The sequence below is a fragment of the Pseudomonas sp. SB113 genome, assembly GCF_040754745.1.
Lineage (GTDB): Bacteria > Pseudomonadota > Gammaproteobacteria > Pseudomonadales > Pseudomonadaceae > Aquipseudomonas > Aquipseudomonas grimontii.
On sequence record NZ_JBFMHW010000021.1, the window covers coordinates 22,843 to 45,469 of the forward strand.

Annotated in this window: 16 protein-coding genes; 10 read left to right on the forward strand and 6 right to left on the reverse strand. The window is 59.1% G+C overall.

All coding sequences use genetic code 11. The features are described 5' to 3' along the window. Positions 1-3: 3 nt before the first annotated feature. From AB1462_RS23610 to AB1462_RS23655, 10 genes are all read left to right on the forward strand, one after another. Positions 4-1,443: a sigma-54 dependent transcriptional regulator gene (locus AB1462_RS23610; protein WP_090399777.1), complete on the forward strand. Its 1,440-nt coding sequence runs from the start codon at positions 4-6 to the stop codon at positions 1,441-1,443. Between the two features lie 697 nt (positions 1,444-2,140). Beyond that, positions 2,141-3,544 (forward strand): polynucleotide adenylyltransferase PcnB, encoded by a 1,404-nt coding sequence (locus tag AB1462_RS23615; protein ID WP_367248031.1) that lies wholly within the window; start codon positions 2,141-2,143, stop codon positions 3,542-3,544. A 2-nt stretch (positions 3,545-3,546) separates the two neighbouring features. Continuing rightward, positions 3,547-4,044: a 2-amino-4-hydroxy-6-hydroxymethyldihydropteridine diphosphokinase gene (gene folK, locus AB1462_RS23620; protein ID WP_259194801.1), complete on the forward strand. Its 498-nt coding sequence runs from the start codon at positions 3,547-3,549 to the stop codon at positions 4,042-4,044. 214 nt (positions 4,045-4,258) lie between these two features. After that, positions 4,259-5,059 carry a 3-methyl-2-oxobutanoate hydroxymethyltransferase gene (gene panB, locus AB1462_RS23625; RefSeq protein WP_090399772.1) on the forward strand — a complete coding sequence of 267 codons (801 nt, stop codon included), beginning with the start codon at positions 4,259-4,261 and terminating at the stop codon, positions 5,057-5,059. Next, the gene (panC, locus tag AB1462_RS23630; protein ID WP_367248032.1) at positions 5,056-5,907 is read left to right on the forward strand and encodes a pantoate--beta-alanine ligase; all 852 of its coding nucleotides are present in this window, start codon (positions 5,056-5,058) and stop codon (positions 5,905-5,907) included. Before panB ends, panC begins: the two co-directional genes overlap by 4 nt. Positions 5,908-6,130: 223 nt before the next feature. After that, positions 6,131-7,795: a glucose-6-phosphate isomerase gene (gene pgi, locus AB1462_RS23635; RefSeq protein WP_090399768.1), complete on the forward strand. Its 1,665-nt coding sequence runs from the start codon at positions 6,131-6,133 to the stop codon at positions 7,793-7,795. Between the two features lie 105 nt (positions 7,796-7,900). Continuing rightward, positions 7,901-9,838: an acetate--CoA ligase gene (gene acs, locus AB1462_RS23640; protein WP_367248033.1), complete on the forward strand. Its 1,938-nt coding sequence runs from the start codon at positions 7,901-7,903 to the stop codon at positions 9,836-9,838. Positions 9,839-9,854: 16 nt separating this feature from the next. Then, positions 9,855-10,724, forward strand: coding sequence for an oxygenase MpaB family protein (locus AB1462_RS23645; RefSeq protein WP_090399763.1), 870 nt, complete (start codon positions 9,855-9,857; stop codon positions 10,722-10,724). 67 nt (positions 10,725-10,791) lie between these two features. After that, on the forward strand, positions 10,792-11,808 hold the full coding sequence (locus tag AB1462_RS23650) for a class I SAM-dependent rRNA methyltransferase (protein WP_367248034.1): 1,017 nt from the start codon (positions 10,792-10,794) through the stop codon (positions 11,806-11,808). Positions 11,809-11,895: 87 nt separating this feature from the next. Beyond that, positions 11,896-14,829, forward strand: coding sequence for a DUF748 domain-containing protein (locus AB1462_RS23655; RefSeq protein WP_367248035.1), 2,934 nt, complete (start codon positions 11,896-11,898; stop codon positions 14,827-14,829). A 180-nt stretch (positions 14,830-15,009) separates the two neighbouring features. Here the strand turns inward: AB1462_RS23655 and AB1462_RS23660 are convergent, their stop codons facing one another. The 6 genes from AB1462_RS23660 to infB form a co-directional block, all read right to left on the reverse strand. Further along, positions 15,010-15,630, reverse strand: a complete 621-nt coding sequence (locus tag AB1462_RS23660) for a BON domain-containing protein (protein ID WP_090399757.1) — start codon at positions 15,628-15,630, stop codon at positions 15,010-15,012. A gap of 295 nt (positions 15,631-15,925) precedes the next feature. After that, positions 15,926-18,031 (reverse strand): polyribonucleotide nucleotidyltransferase, encoded by a 2,106-nt coding sequence (gene pnp, locus AB1462_RS23665; RefSeq protein WP_367248037.1) that lies wholly within the window; start codon positions 18,029-18,031, stop codon positions 15,926-15,928. A gap of 195 nt (positions 18,032-18,226) precedes the next feature. Continuing rightward, entirely contained in the window at positions 18,227-18,496 is a 270-nt protein-coding gene (gene rpsO / locus AB1462_RS23670) for a 30S ribosomal protein S15 (RefSeq protein WP_003176135.1), read from the reverse strand. A gap of 115 nt (positions 18,497-18,611) precedes the next feature. Beyond that, the gene (gene truB, locus AB1462_RS23675; RefSeq protein WP_014719950.1) at positions 18,612-19,529 is read right to left on the reverse strand and encodes a tRNA pseudouridine(55) synthase TruB; all 918 of its coding nucleotides are present in this window, start codon (positions 19,527-19,529) and stop codon (positions 18,612-18,614) included. A gap of 3 nt (positions 19,530-19,532) precedes the next feature. Continuing rightward, positions 19,533-19,928, reverse strand: coding sequence for a 30S ribosome-binding factor RbfA (rbfA, locus tag AB1462_RS23680; protein ID WP_003176137.1), 396 nt, complete (start codon positions 19,926-19,928; stop codon positions 19,533-19,535). A gap of 159 nt (positions 19,929-20,087) precedes the next feature. Beyond that, a complete protein-coding gene (gene infB, locus AB1462_RS23685; protein WP_090399753.1) occupies positions 20,088-22,613 on the reverse strand; it encodes a translation initiation factor IF-2 in 2,526 nt (841 codons plus the stop codon). Positions 22,614-22,627 lie beyond the last annotated feature (14 nt).

The window sequence follows — 22,627 nt, forward strand, 5'->3', positions numbered from 1 at the left end:
TCAATGCCGCACATTTTGATCGTCGAAGACGAAACAATTATCCGCTCTGCCTTGCGTCGCCTGCTTGAACGTAATCAGTACCAAGTCAGCGAAGCCGGCTCGGTGCAGGAAGCACAAGAGCGTTTCAGCATCCCCACGTTCGACCTGATTGTCAGTGACCTGCGCCTGCCGGGCGCGCCGGGCACCGAGTTGATCAAGCTTGGCCAGGGCACTCCGGTGCTGATCATGACCAGCTACGCCAGCCTGCGCTCGGCGGTTGATTCCATGAAGATGGGCGCGGTGGACTACATCGCCAAGCCGTTTGACCACGATGAAATGCTCCAGGCCGTGGCCCGCATCCTGCGTGACCGCCAGTCAGCCAGCAGCGCGCCTGCCGAACAACGCCCCGCCGGCAAAGCGACCAACGGCGCCGACAAACCGGGCGTCGACAATAGCAACGGCGAGATCGGCATCATTGGCTCCTGCCCACCGATGCAGGACCTGTACAGCAAGATCCGTAAAGTCGCGCCGACCGACTCCAATGTATTGATCCAGGGCGAGTCAGGCACCGGCAAAGAACTGGTGGCCCGTGCCCTGCACAACCTGTCCAAGCGCGCCAAGGCGCCGATGATTTCGGTGAACTGTGCAGCGATCCCCGAATCCCTGATCGAGTCCGAACTGTTCGGCCACGAGAAAGGCGCATTTACCGGCGCCAGTGCCGGGCGTGCGGGCCTGGTGGAAGCGGCGGACGGCGGTACGCTGTTCCTTGATGAAATCGGCGAGTTGCCGCTGGAAGCCCAAGCGCGACTGCTGCGTGTGCTGCAGGAAGGTGAGATTCGCCGTGTAGGCTCGGTGCAATCGCAGAAGGTTGATGTACGCCTGATCGCAGCCACCCACCGCGACCTGAAGAGCCTGGCCAAGATCGGTCAGTTCCGTGAAGACTTGTATTACCGCCTGCACGTGATCGCGCTCAAATTGCCGGCCCTGCGTGAGCGCGGCGCCGACGTCAATGAGATCGCCAGCGCGTTCCTGCTGCGCCAAAGTGCGCGCATCAACCGTACCGACCTGAAGTTCGCGCCGGACGCCGAGCAAGCGATTCGGCATTACTCGTGGCCAGGTAACGTGCGGGAGCTGGAGAATGCGGTCGAACGTGCGGTGATCCTGTCGGAAAGCCCGGAAATTTCCGCCGAGCTGCTGGGTATCGATATTGAACTCAGTGACTTGGAGGATGACGACTTCATCGGCCTGGCCCCGACACAGGGCGGCGGTAGCAATACCAGCCATGAGCCAACGGAAGATTTGTCACTGGAAGACTACTTCCAGCATTTCGTCCTTGAGCATCAGGACCACATGACCGAGACCGAGCTGGCACGCAAACTGGGCGTGAGCCGTAAGTGCCTGTGGGAACGGCGCCAGCGCCTGGGCATTCCACGGCGCAAGACCGGTGTGGCCAGCGAAAGCTGAGGGTGCGCCCCCACAGGTAACACCCACCGATGTGAAAAAACTGTTACCGCTGATTTGTCACGTAACAAAAGCCGGGGCTTACGGTAACGAAGCCCCGGCTTTTTTTGGCCCGTCAAAAACCCAAAACGACCTCAACCCCCCGGTTTTGCTGGGCGACGAAAAAGTTGGCACGCACCCTGCTATATGCTTAGTACAAAAACAATAACAAGCTTTGTACAAGACAATAAAAATAAGACGAATCGACTCACGCATAACAAAAACAACACGGCGGAGGCGCAGCTAACTGATTCTTTTGGAGAGGCGTTGCATTTGGGGCTTGCCCCGCAACCAGGCCGAGAACAACAAAAACTGCCCTAAGGCAGAGCCTGAACTGGTTGGATCGTAGATCAGCAACACAGCGACCAAAGCAATCCGTTTGCTCTTGACTCCCGATTGGGAGTGTCATGAAGGTGAAGCTTCATGGCGAGGGCGATCAACAAAAACAAGAAGCCCGAAACCAATAATAAAAATAGAGCACGCAACTACTTCTGGGGGAGCTTCGGCTCCCCTTGTAGTTTCTGGAATTTGACGTTCAAACGCTTATGGCGCAATGCCTGTAGCTTGTTCCTACACCATCCCCTGACTAAATGCTAGAATCCCGGCCCATCATGCGGTCATTCTTCGTTATGGCCGAACATTCCTTCAAACAGTGCATCCCATGCTGAAGAAGTTGTTCCAGTCATTCCGTTCTCCCTTGCGTCGTACGCAACACAAACGCAGCACGCCTGAAGTGCTCAACAGCAGCCAGCATTCGCTGCAACGCGCCCAGTTCAGCCGTTATGCGGTGAATATCGTCGAACGTTTGCAGAACGCCGGTTACCAGGCTTATCTGGTGGGCGGTTGTGTACGCGACATGCTGCTCAATATCACGCCGAAGGATTTCGACGTCGCCACCAGCGCCACGCCTGAGCAAGTGCGTGCCGAATTTCGCAATGCGCGAATCATCGGCCGCCGCTTCAAGCTGGTGCATATCCACTTTGGTCGCGAAATCATCGAGGTCGCGACCTTCCGTGCCGGCCACCCGCAAAACGATGAAGAGGAAGACACTAATCAGTCTTCCCGCAACGAGAGCGGGCGCATCCTGCGCGACAATGTCTACGGCACCCTGGAAGAGGACGCGCAGCGCCGCGACTTCACCATCAATGCCCTCTATTACGATCCGGTCAGCGAACGCATCCTCGATTACGCCAATGGCGTACACGACATCCGCAATAACCTGATCCGCCTGATCGGCGACCCCACGCAGCGCTATCAGGAAGACCCGGTACGCATGCTGCGGGCCGTGCGCTTCGCCGCCAAGCTCAACTTCGGTATCGAGAAACACACCGCCGCACCGATCCGCGAGCTGGCACCTATGCTGCAGGAAATCCCGTCCGCGCGCCTGTTCGAAGAAGTGCTCAAGCTGTTCCTCTCGGGCTACGCCGCCGACACCTTCGAAATGCTGGTCGACCTGCAATTGTTCGACCCACTGTTCCCGGCCAGCGCCGAAGCACTGGAACACAACCCGACCTATACCCACACGCTGATCAGCGAAGCGTTGATCAACACCGACCTGCGCATCAAGCAGAACAAACCGGTAACACCGGCGTTCCTGTTTGCCGCCCTGTTGTGGCCGGCCCTGCCCAAGCGCGTACTGCGCCTGCAGGACCGTGGCATGCCGCCGATCCCGGCCATGCAGGAAGCCGCTCACGAGCTGATCGCCGAACAGTGCCAGCGCATCGCTATCCCGAAACGTTTCACCCTGCCGATCCGCGAGATCTGGGACATGCAGGAACGCCTGCCCCGCCGCAGCGGCAAGCGCGCCGACCTGCTGCTGGACAACCCACGCTTCCGCGCCGGCTACGATTTCCTGCTGCTGCGCGAAAGCGCCGGTGAACAGACCGACGGCCTCGGCGAATGGTGGACCGACTATCAGGATGCCAATGACAGCCAGCGCCGCGACATGATTCGCGACCTCGGCAGCAAGAGTGATGCTGAAGGCGCTGGGCCGAAGAAGCGTCGTCGTAGTGGCACCAAGCGTAAACGCAGTGCTGCCGATGCCTCGGGCGCTGCGGGCGAATAAACGTGGAACGCATCTACATCGGCATGGGCAGCAACTTGGCCGCCCCGGACCAGCAATTGCGCAGCGCTATCGAAGCGCTGGCGCAATTGCCAGGCACTTGCGTCGCGGGTGTGTCCGCCTTTTACCAAAGTGACTCCCTGCTCCCGGGCCAACCGCGCTACACCAACGCGGTTGCCGCCCTGGACAGCAGCCTTGCGCCACTAGATCTGCTGGATGCGCTGCAAGCCATCGAAAACGACCAAGGCCGCGAGCGTCTGGAGCGTTGGGGCCCGCGCACGCTTGACCTGGACATTCTGCTGTTTGGCGATCACCTGATCGACGAGCCGCGCCTGAAAGTGCCCCACTACCAGATGCACCTGCGTGCGTTTGTGTTGTACCCACTGGCCGAACTGGCGCCTGCCGCCTTGCAATTGCCGGATGGCAAACGCCTCAGCACCCTGCTTGAAGCCTGCCCGTTTGTCGGCCTGGAACGGCTCCCCGTTGCTGAATCGCGTCAGTAACAGCGGTAACACCGCCATCGTAACAATGCGGTAACACATCCAATTGACTTCCCGTGTCCTCCTCACGACTATAGGCGTCCCGCTGCCGCCAACCCGGCGCTGAAGGGCGCAATCCAGGCCTTATAAGCACTGCTCTCAAGACAGTGCGCCTGTATAAACGAAGACTCACGCGCGTAACTCGCTGTTTCCAAGCGCCTGAACGAGGACCCTTTTCATGCCAGACATTACCCTGACCACCTTGCAGAGCCTCAAGCTCAAAGGTGAAAAAATCACCATGCTGACCTGCTATGACGCCACCTTCGCCCACGCCAGCTGCCAGGCCGGGGTTGAAGTGTTACTGGTAGGTGACTCCCTGGGCATGGTCCTTCAAGGGAATGACAGCACCCTGCCCGTCACCACCGATGAACTGGCCTACCACACCGCCAGCGTCAAGCGCGGTAATGACGGCGCGTTCATCATCGCCGACCTGCCGTTCATGGATTACGCCACGGTCGAGCAGACCTTCCTGAACGCCGGGAAACTGATGCGTGCCGGTGCACACATGGTCAAAGTCGAGGGCGCCGTGTGGCTCGCCGAGTCGATTCGCCTGCTGGCTGAGCGCGGGGTGCCAGTCTGTGCACATATGGGCCTTACGCCACAGTCCGTGAACATCCTCGGCGGCTATAAGGTACAAGGCCGCAACGAAGCCCAGGCGCGCCAGATGCGTGCCGATGCCATCGCCCTGGAACAGGCGGGCGTTGCGATGATCCTGCTCGAATGCGTGCCCAGCGAACTCGCAGCAGAAATCACCCAGGCCGTTAAAGTGCCGGTGATCGGTATTGGCGCGGGCTCGGCCACCGACGGCCAGGTGCTGGTGCTGCACGACATGCTCGGCCTGTCGATGACCGGCCGCGTGCCGAAGTTCGTGAAGAATTTCATGACTGGCCAGGACAGCATCCACGCCGCATTGAGTGCTTACGTGGCCGAAGTCAAAGGCGTGACCTTCCCAGGCGCCGAACACGGATTCTCTGCATGAACACCGTAAAAACCGTACGCGAACTAAGAGCCGCCGTCGCCCACGCCCGCAAGGCAGGCAAACGCATCGGCTTCGTGCCCACCATGGGTAACCTGCACAGCGGGCATGCCAGCCTGGTCAGCAAGGCTGTGCAGCAGGCGGACTTTGTCGTTGCGAGTATTTTCGTCAACCCGCTGCAATTTGGCGCCGGCGAAGACCTGGACAAGTACCCTCGCACCTTGGCCGCCGACCAGGAAAAACTCCTGCAGGCCGGCTGCAACCTGCTGTTCGCTCCGACCGTCGAGGAGATGTACCCCGGCGGCATGACCGGCCAGACCCGCGTCAGCGTCCCGCAATTGTCCGAAGGTTTGTGCGGCGCCAGCCGTCCCGGGCATTTCGAAGGTGTGGCGACCGTGGTCAGCAAATTGTTCAACATGGTCCAGCCGGACATTGCCGTATTTGGCCAGAAGGACTACCAGCAACTGGCCGTGATTCGCGCCATGGTCCATGACCTGAACATGCCGATCCAGATCATTGGCGAGCCCACCGTGCGCGCCGATGATGGCCTGGCGCTGTCGTCGCGTAATGGCTTTCTCAGCGAAGAAGAACGTGCGATCGCACCGGTGCTGTACCGCAGCCTCAACCAGATTGCCGCAGCCATCAGAAGCGGTGATCACGACTTCGCCAGACTGCGCGCCGAACAGGTGCAGCAGATAGAGGCCGCCGGGTTGCGCCTGGATTACCTCGAAGTGCGCCAGGGCGTGCACCTGCGGACCGCCACGGCCGAGGATCGGGATATTGTGATTCTGGTGGCCGCCTTTCTAGGCACGACCCGCCTGATCGACAACCTGCATCTGAACCTCAACTGACCTCTCTGAACACCCCGCCGATTGCCCTGATCGCTGTGCCGGTATAAAAAAGTACCGGCCACAGCGCAGACAAAGCCAAGACATATCGACACGCTAGGTTTAATGTAATCGCCCTGCGCTATGGTTAGCGCTGTCTGGAACCCAATCCTTGAGATAAGACTGGATGTTCCGGGCTTTGAAGTGTCCTAAAGGCAGTCCCCGTAATAAAAGGAAACCCGCAGCGATGGCGTACTACCGCACCCCTCATGACGTTACCGCTCTGCCCGCCTGGCAAGCGCTCAATCAACATCGCCAAGCCATGCAGGATTTCAGCATGCGCGAAGCGTTCAATGCCGATCCCCAGCGCTTTTCCCAGTTCACCTTGAGCAGCTGCGGACTTTTCCTCGATTACTCGAAAAACCTGATCACCAGCGAAACCCGTGACCTGCTGGTGGGCCTTGCCAAGGAAGTGAACCTCAAAGGCGCGATCGACGCACTGTACGCCGGCGAGCCGGTCAACTCCTCCGAAGGCCGCCCTGCCCTGCACACCGCACTGCGCCGCCCGGTGGGCGACAAGCTGTCGGTAAACGGCGTGAATATCATGCCGGACGTGCACAAGGTGCTGAACCAGATCACCGACCTGGTCGGTCGCATCCACGACGGCCTGTGGCGTGGCTACACCGAGAAGCCGATCACCGACGTGGTGAACATCGGCATCGGTGGCTCGTTCCTCGGCCCGGAGCTGGTCTCTGAAGCGCTGTTGTCCTACGCCCATAAAGGCGTGCGCTGCCACTACCTGGCGAACATTGATGGCAGCGAGTTCCACGAGCTGACCATGAAGCTGCGCGCCGAGACCACGCTGTTTATTGTCTCGTCGAAATCCTTCAACACCCTGGAAACCCTGAAAAACGCCCAGGCCGCCCGCGCCTGGTACCTGGCCCAGGGTGGCTCGGAAGCTGAGCTGTATCGCCACTTCATCGCCGTGTCGAGCAACAACGCGGCAGCGGTGGCCTTCGGTATCCGCGAAGAAAACATCTTCCCGATGTGGGACTGGGTCGGCGGCCGTTATTCGTTGTGGTCGGCCATCGGCTTGCCAATCGCCCTGGCCATCGGCATGTCCAACTTCAAGGAACTGCTGTCCGGTGCCTACACCATGGACCAGCATTTCCAGAACGCGCCGTTCGAACAGAACATGCCGGTGCTGCTGGGCCTGCTGGGCGTTTGGTACGGCAACTTCTGGGGTGCGCAGAGCCATGCGATCCTGCCGTATGACCACTACCTGCGTAACATCACCAAGCACTTGCAACAGCTGGACATGGAGTCCAACGGCAAGAGCGTTCGCCAGGACGGCAAGCCGGTGTCCACCGATACAGGCCCGGTGATCTGGGGTGGCGTCGGCTGCAACGGTCAACATGCTTACCACCAGTTGCTGCACCAGGGCACCCAACTGATCCCCGCCGACTTCATCGTGCCGATCGTCAGCTTCAACCCGGTGTCCGACCACCATCAGTGGCTGTACGCCAACTGCCTGTCCCAGAGCCAGGCACTGATGCTCGGCAAGACCCGCAGCGAAGCCGAAGCCGAGCTGCGCGACAAGGGCATCCCGGAAGACGAAGTGCAGAAGCTGGCACCGCACAAGGTGATCCCGGGCAACCGTCCGAGCAACACCCTGGTGGTTGAACGCATCAGCCCGCGTCGCTTGGGCGCCCTGGTTGCCATGTATGAACATAAAGTGTTCGTGCAAAGCGTGATCTGGGGCATCAACGCCTTTGACCAATGGGGCGTGGAGCTGGGCAAGGAGCTGGGCAAGGGCGTTTACAATCGCCTCACCGGTGCCGAAGAAACCTTGGCCGAAGACGCTTCGACCCAGGGCCTGATCAACTACTTCCGCGGTCGTCACCGCGGCTGATGCAGGTACCGCAAGGCCAACGTCCGTTTGGACGTTGGCCTTGAACCCTCTCCATACAGGGTGCATCTTTATGACTTGTCGCAAAAACAAGAATAAGGATCGCTCATGTTCGATATCAGCACGTTTCCCACCGCCGATGCCGTCCGCCGGGCTGCGCAACTCAGTCAAGAGGACTACCAGCGCCTCTATCGCCAATCCATCGAACAGCCGGACACGTTCTGGGCCGAACAGGCCAAGGGCTTTCTCGACTGGATAACACCGTGGCACACCGTCCAGCAGTCAGACATCAAGACCGGTGCCGCCCAATGGTTTGCCGGTGGCCAGTTAAACGTCAGCTACAACTGCATCGACCGTCACCTCGCGCAACGCGCCGATCAGCCGGCCTTCATCTGGGAAGGTGATGATCCTGCAAAATCTTCCAAAATCACCTACCGCCAACTGCACCAAAACGTCTGCCGCCTGGCCAATGTGCTGAAAAGCCGTGGTGTGAAAAAAGGCGATCGGGTGTGTATCTACATGCCGATGATCCCGGAAGCGGCCTACGCAATGCTGGCTTGCACGCGGATTGGCGCGGTGCACTCGGTGGTCTTTGGCGGGTTCTCACCGGACGCCCTGCGCGACCGCATTCTGGACGCCGACTGCCGCACCGTGATCACTGCCGATGAAGGCGTGCGCGGTGGTAAGCCGGTGGCGTTGAAACAGAATGTCGACAAGGCCCTGGCCAGTTGCCCCAACGTCAGCACGGTGCTGGTCGTACAACGCACCGGCGCCCAAGTGAATTGGAGCGAAGGCCGCGACCTCAGGTATCAACAGGTACTGGATGCGGCGAGCGACGATTGCCCTCCCGAACCGATGGATGCCGAAGACCCGCTGTTTATCCTCTACACCTCCGGCAGCACCGGTAAACCCAAGGGCGTGCTGCACACCACGGGCGGCTACCTGCTCCAGGCGGCAATGACCTTCAAGTACGTACTCGATTACCGCGACGGTGAGGTGTTCTGGTGCACCGCCGATGTGGGTTGGGTCACCGGTCATAGTTACATCGTGTACGGGCCGCTGGCCAATGGCGCCACCTCGCTGATGTTCGAAGGTGTGCCGAGCTACCCGGACAGTTCGCGCTTCTGGCAGGTCATCGATAAACATCAGGTGAATATCTTCTACACCGCCCCCACCGCCTTGCGCGCATTGATGCGCGAGGGCCACGGCCCGCTGGAGACGACCTCCCGCGCCAGCCTGCGCCTGCTGGGCAGCGTCGGTGAGCCGATCAACCCGGAAGCCTGGGACTGGTACTTCAACGCGGTGGGCGAACAGCGTTGCCCTATTGTCGATACCTGGTGGCAGACCGAGACCGGCGGCATCATGCTCAGCCCGTTGGTCAGCGCGCAGCGCATCAAACCGGGTTGCGCCACCCAGCCGATGTTTGGTGTACAGCCCGTGCTGCTGGATGAACAAGGCAAGGTCATCAGCGGTGCCGGCAGCGGCGTACTGGCGATCAAGGCCAGCTGGCCGGGGCAGATTCGCAGCGTCTACGGCGACCCGCAGCGCATGGTCGACACCTATTTCAAACCCTACCCCGGCTACTATTTCACCGGTGACGGCGCGCGCCGCGATGAGGACGGCGACTACTGGATCACCGGGCGTATCGACGATGTGATCAACGTGTCCGGCCACCGTATCGGCACCGCCGAGGTAGAGAGTGCGCTGGTACTGCATGACCAAGTGGCCGAAGCCGCCGTGGTGGGCTACCCCCACGACGTCAAGGGCCTGGGCATCTACGCCTTCGTCACCCCCATGAATGGCGTCGAACCCAGCGATGCGCTGAAAAAACACCTGCTGGAACTGGTCAGCAAGGAAATCGGCAGCTTTGCCAAGCCGGAACTGATCCAATGGGCACCGGCCCTGCCGAAAACCCGATCCGGCAAGATCATGCGCCGGATTTTGCGCAAGATCGCCTGCAATGAACTGGACAGCCTGGGTGATACCTCGACCCTGGCCGACCCCAGCGTCGTCGACGGCCTGATCGACAAACGCCTGAACCGATAGGAAAACCCGAGTCGCCATGGAATTTATCCGTACCCGTATCGAAACCCAGCTGATGAGCCTCACCGGCTTGTCACTGGGCCAACTGGACCTGGAAAACCCCAAGGGCGATCCTGGCCTGTTCGGACCGGACTCGGTCAGTTGGCAAGTCCATGGCGACTTCAGCAGCATGCTCATCGGCGGCATCAGCGCCTTGATGCTGCAAGCCTTGCACCCACTGGCACTGGCCGGCGTGTGGGACCATTCGAATTTTCGCCAGGACATGCTTGGGCGCCTGCGCCGTACCTCGCAGTTTATTTCCGGTACGACGTTCGGCTCGCGCAAGGACGCCGATTGGTTGATCGAAAAAGTGCGCACCATTCACCTGCAGGTGGTTGGCCATGCCCCGGACGGGCGGCCTTACGCGGCCAGCGATCCAGAGTTGCTGACCTGGGTACATGTGGCAGAGGTGAGCAACTTTCTTGCTGCCCACTTGCGCTATTGCAACCCGCACCTCTCTGGCCGTGACCAGGATCGTTACTACAGCGAGATCGCAGTCGTCGCAGAACGGCTGGGCGCGCAGCATGTGCCGCATTCACGGCAGGAAATTTCCGATTACCTTGAGAATATCCGCCCGCAATTACTGTGCGACGAGCGCAGCCGCGAAGTGCTGCGCCTGTTGCTGAACGCGCCCTCCCCCAGCACGTTGGCCAAACCTTTTGGCGCCTTGATGATGCAAGCCGGGATCGACCTGCTGCCAGACTGGGCCAGCACCCTGCTCGATCAGCACCAGAGCCCGCTGCAACGCCGGATGATCCGCGCTGGGGTCAAGCGCAGCGCGCCGTTGTTGCGCTGGGCGATGCGCAATGGTTCGGTGCAGCGTGCACACCGGCGGATGGGGTTGATGTAGGCAAGGCGCCATAGCTGTTAAACTCCGCGCCCTTATTTCCCCCATTTACCTAAGCAAGGCGCGCTCCATGTTTCCCTTGAATCAGGCGCTGCGCGCCGCCCTCGATCATCGCCAAGACCTGATCAACGAGCTGCACGCCCAGGGCACCGACTGCTATCGGCTGTTCCATGGCAGCCAGGAAGGCGCCGGCGGCCTGACCATCGACCGCTATGGCCCGCAGTTACTGGTGCAAAGCTTCCATCAGTCGCTGGAAACCGCCGACCTGCTGGAGCTGCACCAACTGATCAACCAGTACATGGGCCTGGAGTTGCTGCTGGTTTACAACGACCGCTCCCGCGGCAACTCGCGGGTCGATCGCGAAGATTCTGTATACCGCGCCGAACCTGCCGCGCTGGAAGACCTTGTGGGCCACGAATGGGGCCTCAACTACCGTTTACGCGGGCGCCACGCCGGCCAGGACCCGCTGCTGTTCCTTGACCTGCGCAATACGCGCGGCTGGGTCAAGGACCACAGCGCCGGCAAAAGCGTACTGAACCTGTTTGCCTACACCTGTGGGGTGGGCCTGAGCGCCGCTGCCGGTGGCGCGCGCGAGGTATGCAACCTGGACTTCGCCGAGGGCAACCTGGCGGTCGGGCGTGAAAACGGCCTGCTCAATCCACAGCTTCCACCCATGGAGTTCGTGCAATCGGACTACTTCCCAGCGATTCGCCAACTGGCCGGGCTGCCGATCACCCAGCGTCGCGGGCAGAAACTGCCGAGCTATCCGCGCCTGGAGCCGCGTCAATATGACTTGGTGTTGCTCGACCCGCCGGCCTGGGCCAAGAGTGCCTTCGGTACGGTCGACCTGTTGCGTGACTATCAGAGCCTGCTCAAGCCTGCACTGCTCGCTACTGCCGACAATGGCGTGCTGATCTGCTGTAACAACCTGGCAAAAGTCAGCATGGAGGATTGGCGTGAACAGGTGCTGCGTTGTGCACAAAAGGCTGGGCGTGCGGTGCGGGACTGGAAAATCATGACGCCAGGTGCGGACTTTCCCTCACAAGATCAACAGCCACCGCTGAAGACTCTGATACTGCAACTGTAAGAAGCATCCTAAAGGCCCGGTTCTTCGGAACCGAAAACCCGTGCCATACTCCAAGGCACTCCTGTTTGACATAGATGGCGCCGCCCCATGCCCAAAGGATTGATTCGCGCCGCTGGCGCCTTGTTGACTGCCCTTGCGTTGTACAGCTTGCTGGGTTTTCTGATTTTGCCTGGCATCGCTCTTCGCGTTGCCAACCAACAGTTGGCCAATTACGCCACGGTGCCAGCACGCATCGAACGGATCGAACTTAACCCGTTCAGCCTGGAAGTAACGGTATGGGGCTTGAAGATCGGCGAACCCGGTAAGGAACAGGTAGGTTTCGAACGGCTTTACGCCAACCTGCAGGTCGATAGCCTGTGGACCCGCGCCCTGCACCTGGCGGATGTGCAACTGGACAAGCCCAAGACCGAGTTGTTGTTCGACAAGTCAGGCCAGTTGAATCTGGCGCAGTTGTTCAAGTTGCCACCAAGCGAGCCTACCCCTGCCGACCCCGACGCCAAGCCGTTCCCGCTGCGTGTCGACAGCATCAAGCTGGCCGGCGGTTACGTGCATTTTCAAGACTTGCGCCCCAGCGAACCTATCGAATTCCTCTACGACACACTCGACTTCGAGCTGAAGAACCTCAGCACCCTGCCGGAAGACAATGCGGACATGACCTTGGTGGCCGCCGGCCCTGAAGGTGGGCAGATCGACTGGAAAGGCAACTTCAGCCTGGTGCCGATCACCTCCGAGGGTACGCTCAAAGTCACCGGTGGCAAGATGAAAGCCTGGTGGCCTTATGTGCGTGACGCCTTACCCCTGGTACTTGAAGACGGCGTGCTCAACTTCAGTACCGAGTACAGGTTCAGCCTGGCCAAAGAAACCGAGCTGAACCTGACCAACACCGCCGCCAGCATCGCACCGTTCGCCATCAAGGCCCCGGATGGCCGGCCGTTGGTGCGCCTGGAGCGTTTGGACGTCAGCGAGACCACGGTGGACCTGGCCAAACAGCAGGTGGTGGTCGGCAAGATCCGCAGCAATAAGCTCGAGACCTGGGCGGCTCGCGAAGCGGATGGGCAACTGGACTGGCAAAAACTGTTCGCCGGCCAGCCGAACAAACCGGCGAAGGCGCCGGAGCCTGCCACAGCACCCGCCACGGCTGATTCGCCAAAGCCTGCGCCCGTTGCCCCGAGCAAGCCATGGCAAGTGCTGCTCAAGGACGTCCAACTGCGCAACTACCAAGTGCATTTGGCCGACCGTCAGGCTAAGCCTGCGGTAGCGCTGGAGCTGGGCCCGTTGAACGTCGACGTGCAGAACTTCGACAGCCTCAACCAGAGCCCCTTTACCCTGAAGGTCGACACCGGCCTGGGCAAGCAGGGCAAGATCCAGGCAACCGGCACGGTCAACCTCAACCCGGTCAGCGCCAAGTTGAAGGTCAATACCAAGGACATCGACCTGCGGGTCGCCCAGTCCTATATCAGCCCGTTTATCCGTCTGGAATTGCGTAGCGGCATGCTTGGCAGCGACCTGGACGTGAACCTGAAAAGCACCGATCCCCTGGCGCTGCAGATCACCGGCCGCGCGCAGGTCGACCAGTTGCATACCCTCGACACCCTCAAGACCCGCGACTTCCTCAAATGGCAGCGCCTGGTGCTCGAAGGCGTGAACTACCAACACGGCGACAGCCTGTCGATCGACAAGGTCAACCTGCTGCAACCGTATGCGCGGTTCATGATCAACGATGATCGCACCACCAACGTCGACGACTTACTGATCCCACAGCCGGCCGACAGTGGCGCCAAATCGTCAGCCAAACCCGCCGCTAGCAAAGACAAGCCGCTGGGTATCCATATCGGGCAGATTGCGATCAACGACGGTTCGGCCAACTTCGCTGACTTCAGCCTCACCCCCAACTTCGCCACTGCGATCCAACAGCTCAACGGGCAGATCGGCACCATCGACAGTCGCCAGGCCAAGCCGGCGAGCGTTGACATCAAGGGCAAGGTGGACCGTTATGCACCGGTCACCATCAAAGGCAGCGTGAACCCGTTTGACCCGATGGCGGCGCTGGACATCGCCACCAGCTTCAAACGTGTCGAGTTGACCACGCTGACGCCTTACTCGGGCAAGTTCGCCGGCTTCCGCATCCGCAAGGGCCGCCTCAACCTTGACCTGCACTACGTGATCACCAAGGGCCAGTTGAAGGCTGAGAACAAAGTGGTGGTCGAGCAATTGCAACTGGGCGAAAAAGTCGACAGTGCCGATGCCGTGGACTTGCCGATTCGCCTGGCAATCGCCTTGCTCAAGGACAGCGACGGCAAGATCTCCATCGAACTGCCCGTATCCGGCGACCTGAATAACCCGCAATTCAGCGTGATGCCAATTGTGTGGCAAACCCTGCGCAATCTGGTGGTACGAGCGGCCACTGCGCCGTTCAAGTTTATTGGCGGGTTGGTCACGGGAGGTGGAGCGGAGGACCTGGGCAGCGTGTCGTTTGCGGCGGGTTCCAGCGAATTGAACAAAGACGCCGAAGGCGCCCTGAACATCTTGGCCAAGGCGCTGAAAGAACGCCCTGCCCTCCGCCTGGAAATCGAAGGCACGGCCGCAGCCAGCAGCGACGGTCCATTCCTGGCGGCCCAGCGCCTGGAGCGGGAATACCAATACAACTACTACAAAATGCTGCAGCGCCGTGGCGACAAAGTGCCAGCCCAAGCTTCCTTGCTGGAAGTTCCTGAGAGCGTAAAGGCACCCTTGCTCGAAGGCATTTACCGCACCCGCTTGAAACAACAGCCTCCAGCAGAATGGAAGGACCTGAGCAGCAATGAGCGCTCCGCCAAGCTGAAAGACGGCGTCATCAAGTTCTGGAGTGGCAGTGACGTGCTGCTGCGCCAGTTGGGCCAGGACCGTGCGAGCACGATCAAGGACTACTTGGTGGATAAGGCGCAGCTGGAGGACGACCGTGTCTACTTCATTGACGCGCAACTGGGCCAGGCAGAGAAAGATGGTCGCGTGATAACACCGATGCATCTGGACGCCGAATAGGCGCCAACGACAAGCCGCTGCCGCATTACTTTCCCGCCACAATAGAACAGGCCCCGACACAGAAGTGCCGGGGCCTGTAATGACCACATCCGTGTGGTCGGTCGCATGAAACTTAGAGGTGCATTGAGTGGATATCTAACTCACGCGCCGCCGCCGCTAGTTCAGACGAGCTATTGAGCGTTACTCTGCTTTCAGGCCATCGGCCGATACAGCTTTAACGCCTTTGATTTTCTTGGTGATGTTCACCGCGGTAGTTTTCTGTGCTTCGGTCACAGCGACCGAAGAGGACAGGGATACTACGCCCTTGTTGGTTTCGACTTTGATGTCGGTGCCAGGAATGCCTTTCTCGGTTACCAGATCAGCTTTGACTTTGGTGGTGATCCAGGTATCGGAGGTTGCGCCTTTGGCGTCAGCAGCTGCGCCTTTGGTTTTGTCTACGTTGTCTGCCTTGGTAGCGCCGCCAGCCATCAGGCCGTCAGCAGAAACTGCGGTTACACCTTTGATTTTCTTGGTGATCGCTACGGCAGTTTCTTTCTGGGCATCCGAAATGGCTACGGTCGAAGACAGGGAAACCACACCTTTGTTGGTTTCAACCTTGATGTCCGAACCAGGAATGCCTTTTTCGGTCAGCAGATCGGATTTAACTTTGGTAGTGATCCAAGTATCCGAAACGCTTTCTTTTGCCTTAGTAGCTTCACCGGCCGCCAGGGTCATTGGAGCTTGGGAAGTCTGAGCAAAGGCCACGTTAGCACCCATGGCCAGGGTCAGAGCGGTAGCAGTAGCGAGAGCGAACTTCTTCATACGAGTAACTCCTGTTTTATTAAAAGTCTGCAGTGTGTGAACCTTGATGCTGCAGCGTTAACAGGGTTGTTGCAGGCAGTGTGCCAAGTCTCGAATGAGGATTAAATCCTTATAAATCATATAGTTATAAAAACAGCCAAATTTCGAAATCGTGCAACTTGCATGAACGCGATCCTGCCTGCGTGCAACTTGCGGCTTTTGGGATTTACTAAGCGTCTGATTTTTCGACACTTTCCCGCAGGCGTAAAAAAGGACTCCGAAGAGTCCTCTTTTTCAGCGTGAAGCCTGGGGGTAATTAAACGCCCGAAGCCTTGGCTGCTGCTACGTCCTTGATGGACAGCTTGATACGGCCGCGGTTGTCCACGTCCAGTACCAGCACTTCCACTTCCTGACCTTCTTTCAGAATGTCGGTCACTTTCTCAACGCGAGCGTCGCTCAGCATGGAGATGTGAACCAGACCGTCTTTGCCTGGCAGGATGTTGACGAATGCGCCGAAGTCGACGATGCGCTCAACCTTACCGACGTAGATCTTGCCGATCTCAGCTTCAGCGGTGATGCCCAGGACGCGCTGACGTGCAGCTTCTGCAGCTTCCTTGGTTTCGCCGAAAATCTTGATCGAGCCGTCGTCTTCGATGTCGATCGACGCCTTGGTCTCTTCACAGATCGCACGAATGGTCGCGCCGCCTTTACCGATAACATCACGGATTTTGTCGGTGTCGATTTTCATCGCGATCATGGTCGGAGCATTTTCCGACAGTTCGGTACGGGACTGACCAATGATCTGGTTCATCTGACCGAGGATGTTCAGGCGCGCGTCCAAGGCTTGGCCCAGAGCGATTTCCATGATCTCTTCGGTGATGCCCTTGATCTTGATGTCCATCTGCAGCGCGGTAACACCTTTGGCGGTACCGGCTACTTTGAAGTCCATGTCGCCCAGGTGGTCTTCGTCACCCAGGATGTCGGTCAGGATGGCGAACTTCTCGCCTTCTTTAACCAGGCCCATGGCGATACCGGCAACCGGCGCCTTCATCGGCACACCAGCGTCCATCAGAGCCAGGGAAGCACCGCAGACCGAAGCCATGGAGCTGGAACCGTTGGACTCGGTGATTTCCGACACCACACGGATGGTGTACGGGAACACGTCAGCAGCAGGCAGCATGGCCTGGACCGAACGACGGGCCAGACGGCCGTGACCGATTTCGCGACGACCAGCGCCGCCCATGCGACCACACTCGCCCACCGAGAACGGAGGGAAGTTGTAGTGCAGCATGAAGGGGTCTTTTTTCTCGCCTTCCAGGGTGTCCAGCAGCTGTGCGTCACGGGCAGTACCCAGGGTCGCAACTACCAGTGCCTGGGTTTCACCACGGGTGAACAGTGCCGAGCCGTGAGTCTTCGGCAGAACGCCGACTTCGATGTTCAGCGGACGAACGGTGCGAGTGTCGCGGCCGTCGATACGTGGCTTGCCGTTAACGATGTTTTCGCGAACGGTGCGGTATTCGATTTCACCGAAGGCTGCTTTGACTTCGCTGGAAGAAGGCTGGCCTTCTTCGCCGGACAGCTTGGCAACAACCTGGTCCTTCAGCTCACCCAGGCGAGCGTAACGGTCGGCCTTGACGGTGATGGTGTAGGCGTCGGAGATCGCTGTGCCGAACTCGGAGCGGATAGCGCCCAGCAGTTCGGTAGCTTCGGCTTGCGGAGCCCAGGCCCAGGTAGGCTTGGCAGCTTCGGCAGCCAGTTCTTTAACAGCGTTGATCACAACCTGGAACTCGTCGTGAGCAAACAGTACTGCGCCCAGCATCTGGTCTTCGGTCAGCTCTTTGGCTTCCGATTCAACCATCAATACGGCTTCCGAAGTACCTGCAACGACCATGTCCAGGCTCGACGCTTTCAGTTGCTCGTAAGTCGGGTTCAGCAGGTAACCGGTGCTTTCGTGGAAAGCAACGCGGGCTGCGCCGATCGGACCATCGAAAGGAATGCCGGAGATGGCCAGGGCAGCCGAAGTACCGATCATCGCAGCAACGTCAGGATCGGTTTTCTTGCTGGTGGAAACGACGGTGCAGACAACCTGCACTTCGTTCATGAAGCCTTCTGGGAACAGCGGACGGATCGGACGGTCGATCAGTCGGGAAGTCAGGGTTTCTTTCTCGGAAGGACGGCCTTCGCGCTTGAAGAAACCGCCAGGGATCTTACCGGCAGCGTAAGTCTTTTCCTGGTAGTGAACAGAAAGAGGGAAGAAGCCTTTGCTTGGGTCAGCGTGCTTGGCGCCAACAACGGTCACCAATACGGTAACGTCGTCGTCAACGGTAACCAGCACTGCGCCGGAGGCTTGACGGGCGATACGGCCTGTCTCGAGGGTAACGGTCGACTGACCGAACTGGAATTTTTTGATAACCGGGTTCACGGTGTCCTACCTTCTTTGTGGCTCTTGGGGAACTTGTCTTCTTGCGAAATTCTTGGGCAATGTCGGGAATCGGCCCAACCCTTGTCCAGGGGTAAAACGTGTATCCAGATAAAACTTGAGGCTGGGAGCCTACCATGGGCCAGCGGGAATCCCACTGACACACGGCAGACAACCAACCTCTAGCGCAATCGCTGATTAGCGACGCAGACCCAGGCGACCGATCAGAGCCTGATAACGACCCAGATCCTTGCCTTTCAGGTAGTCCAGCAGCTTACGGCGCTGGTTTACCATGCGGATCAGACCACGACGGGAGTGGTGATCTTTACCGTTGGCCTTGAAGTGACCTTGCAGCTTGTTGATGTTGTGGGTCAGCAGTGCAACTTGCACTTCTGGCGAACCAGTGTCACCAACAGCTTGCTGGTAGTCAGCTACGATTTGTGCTTTTTCTTGAACGTCGAGAGCCATGAGGCAATCCTTTTTTCAGGAAACCACCCAAAGGGCAGTTTCAACAGGCCAGGGACAAATCCCTGTATCTAAAAATGAGTGTTGACCGTGCCTGTTAACAGCCACACTCGTTCGGTCATTCTGACCGAATCAGTCGACGCGGCGCGATGCGCCCGTCTTCGCTCACTTCACCGATACCGATAAAGCGACCGTTATGATCCTGTACCCGCACCATGCCGAACTTCGGCGCATCCGGGGCGCGTACCGGCTGGCCGTTAAGCCAGTAGAACGCGCTGTGTTCCGAAAAATGCAGTAATGGCCAATCCAGCAAACCACTGTCCGACGGCATCAGGAAGCGATCAACCGCTTCGTTGCCGCCTTCTGCGTGTACCGCTTCCAACTCTTCCAGCGTGACCGTCTGGGCCAGGCTGAAAGGTCCGGCCTGGGTACGTCGCAGCTCTGCAACGTACGCGCCGCAACCGAGCTTTTCACCAATATCTTCCACCAGGGTACGGATATAAGTGCCTTTGCTGCAGTCCACGGCCAACCGGGCGGTGTCACCCTCACAGGCGAGCAATTCCAAGCGCGCAATAGTAACAGAACGCGGTTCGCGCTCCACTACTTCGCCCGCACGTGCCAGCTTGTAAAGGGGCTGTCCATCACGCTTGAGAGCCGAGTACATCGGCGGTATCTGACTGATTTGCCCACGAAAAGCAGGTAAGGCAGCTTCAATATCAGCACGACCAACGGTCACGTCGCGAACCTGCAAAACATCACCTTCGGCGTCTGCCGTGGTGGTGGTCTTGCCCAGTTGCATCAGGGTTTCGTAACCCTTGTCGGAATCGAGCAGGTATTGCGAGAACTTGGTGGCCTCGCCAAAGCACAACGGCAGTACGCCGGTGGCCAGGGGATCGAGGCTGCCGGTGTGTCCGGCTTTCTCGGCATTGAGCAACCAGCGGACCTTCTGCAACGCGGCATTGGAGGTAAAGCCAATCGGCTTGTCGAGCAGAATGATGCCGCTGACGTTGCGACGGATACGTTTGACCTGAGCCACCGCTTACTCCTTGGCGTCTTCAGGTGTGGATGGGTGCTGGCTGTCTTCAGCCACGGCGCGCTCGATCAGTGCCGACAGGTGCGCGCCACGCACGACACTTTCGTCGTAGTGGAAGTGCAACTGGGGCACGCTGCGCAGCTTCATTTCACGGGCCAACTGCATGCGCAGGAAGCCTGCGGCAGAGTTGAGCACCTTGATGCTTTGCGCGATTTCTTCGCTGTTGTCCTGCCCCATCACGGTGATGAAGATCTTCGCGTGACCCACGTCACGGCTCACTTCAACAGCGGTGATGGTGACCAGGCCAACGCGAGGGTCTTTGACTTCGCGACGGATCAGTTGGGCCAGCTCACGCTGCATCTGATCGCCGATACGCTGGGTACGGCTGTATTCTTTTGCCATGTCTTGTTACCTGTTACTGCCACACGGTGAAACCCATGGGGTCTGAAAGCGGCAAACGCCCGGCCTGACAAAAGCCAGACCGGGCGTTGCGTTTAGAGTCCGCACGCTGTGCGGGGCATTTGCATGCCCACACGCGACGTGGCTCCTGAAGTGCGCGAGTTAGAGGCTGCGAGCAACCTGAACCTTCTCGTAGACTTCGATCTTGTCGCCAGCCTTGACGTCGTTGTAGCTCTTGACGCCGATACCGCATTCCATGCCGGCACGTACTTCGGAAGCGTCATCCTTGAAACGGCGCAGGGATTCCAGCTCGCCTTCGAAGATAACGATGTCTTCACGCAGTACACGGATTGGACGGTTACGGTACACGGTACCTTCGATAACCATGCAACCGGCGATCGCACCGAATTTCGGCGAGCGGAACACGTCACGTACTTCGGCAATACCCAGGATGTTCTCCCGGACGTCGCTGCCAAGCATGCCGGTGAGGGCTTTCTTGACGTCTTCGATGATGTCGTAGATGACGTTGTAGTAACGCATGTCCAGGCCTTCCTGCTCGACGATCTTGCGAGCGCCAGCATCGGCACGCACGTTGAAGCCGAACAGTACAGCGTTGGAAGCCAGTGCCAGGTTGGCGTCGGACTCGGTGATACCACCGACACCACCACCCACAACACGCACTTGCACTTCGTCGTTACCCAGGCCATTCAAGGCGCCGTTCAACGCTTCGAGGGAACCACGAACGTCAGACTTGAGGACGATGTTAAGCGTCTTCTTCTCTGCCTGCCCCATGTTCTCGAAGATGTTTTCCAGCTTGCCGGCGTGAGCGCGAGCCAGTTTGACTTCGCGGAACTTGCCTTGACGGAACAGAGCCACTTCACGGGCTTTCTTCTCGTCAGACAGCACGCTCATCTCGTCGCCAGCGTCCGGAGTACCGTCCAGGCCGAGGATCTCGACCGGGATGGAAGGACCCGCTTCCTTGATTGGCTTGCCGTTCTCGTCGAGCATGGCACGTACACGGCCATAGTTCGAACCGACCAGTACCATGTCGCCTTGACGCAGGGTACCGTCTTGAACCAGCACGGTTGCCACCGGGCCACGACCTTTGTCGAGACGCGATTCAACCACAACACCACGACCTGGGGCCGATGGGGTTGCTTTCAGTTCGAGGACTTCAGCTTGCAGCAGGACCGCTTCGAGCAGTTCGTCTACACCAGTACCGACTTTCGCCGAGACAGAAACGAACGGCGTATCACCGCCCCACTCTTCAGACGTCACGCCGTGAACCGACAGTTCGCTACGGATGCGATCGAGATCTGCGCCCGGCTTGTCGATCTTGTTCACGGCAACAACCAGTGGAACACCAGCGGCCTTGGCATGCTGGACAGCTTCAATGGTCTGCGGCATCACGCCGTCGTCCGCTGCAACTACCAGGATCACGATGTCAGTCGCCTTGGCACCACGGGCACGCATTGCGGTAAACGCGGCGTGACCAGGGGTGTCGAGGAAGGTGACCATGCCGCGTTCGGTTTCAACGTGGTACGCACCGATGTGCTGGGTGATACCACCGGCTTCGCCAGCAGCTACCTTGGCACGACGGATGTAGTCGAGCAGCGAAGTCTTACCATGGTCAACGTGGCCCATTACGGTCACGACTGGCGCACGGGAGAAGGTCTCACCTTCAAACTTCAGGGACTCTGCCAGGGAATCTTCCAGAGCGGTGTCGCTGACCAGGGTCACTTTGTGGCCCAGTTCTTCGGCTACCAGTTGAGCAGTTTCCTGATCAAGCACCTGGTTGATGGTAGCTGGAGTACCCAGTTTGAACATGAACTTGATGATTTCAGCAGCCTTGACCGACATCTGATTGGCAAGATCGCCAACAGTGATGGTCTCGCCGATCTGCACATCACGCACGACAGGGCCGGTTGGGCTCTGGAAACCGTGGGCATTGCGTTTCTTCAGCTTGGCCTTGCCGCGACCACCACGACGGAAGCCATCGCTTTCTTCGTCGGTAGTACGTGGGGCAACACGTGGAGCAGGCGCTTTCTCTTTGACCGAAGCACGATGCGGAGCGTTTTTGCGCTCGCCATCGCCACCACCACCGCGACGACTGTTATCGTCGGCACGCGGTTTATCCGGACGACGAGGTTCGTCGCGCTTACGGGCATCAGCAGCAGGCGCTGGTGCAGCGGCCGCCGGAGCAGCCTCACGCACAGCTTCTGCAGGCGCGCTAGGTGCGGCGACCGCTTCAGTGGAAGCAGTTTGCGCAGCAGCAGGCTGGCGACGCGCTTCTTCTTCGGCGCGACGCTTGGCTTCTTCTTCAGCCTTCTGACGTGCAGCATTTTCTACTGCGCGACGTTCTTCCAGTTCGCGTTTGCGCTCGGCTTCAATTTCTTCCGGGCTGCGCTGTACGAAGACTTTCTTCTTACGTACTTCAACGCTGATGCTCTTGCTACCCGCAACACGCAGGGTGCTGGTGGTTTTGCGCTGCAATGTAATCTTGCGCGGTTCTTCCACTTTCGCCTTGTGGCTGCTCTTCAAGTGAGTCAGCAAAGACTGCTTCTCACTATCGCTCACACCTTCATCGGCGGCGGTGTGCGGCAGACCTGCCTCACGCATCTGCTGCAACAGGCGCTCTACCGGTGTTTTGACCTCATCGGCCAGTTGTTTCACCGTGACTTGCGTCATGCACTTCTCTCCTC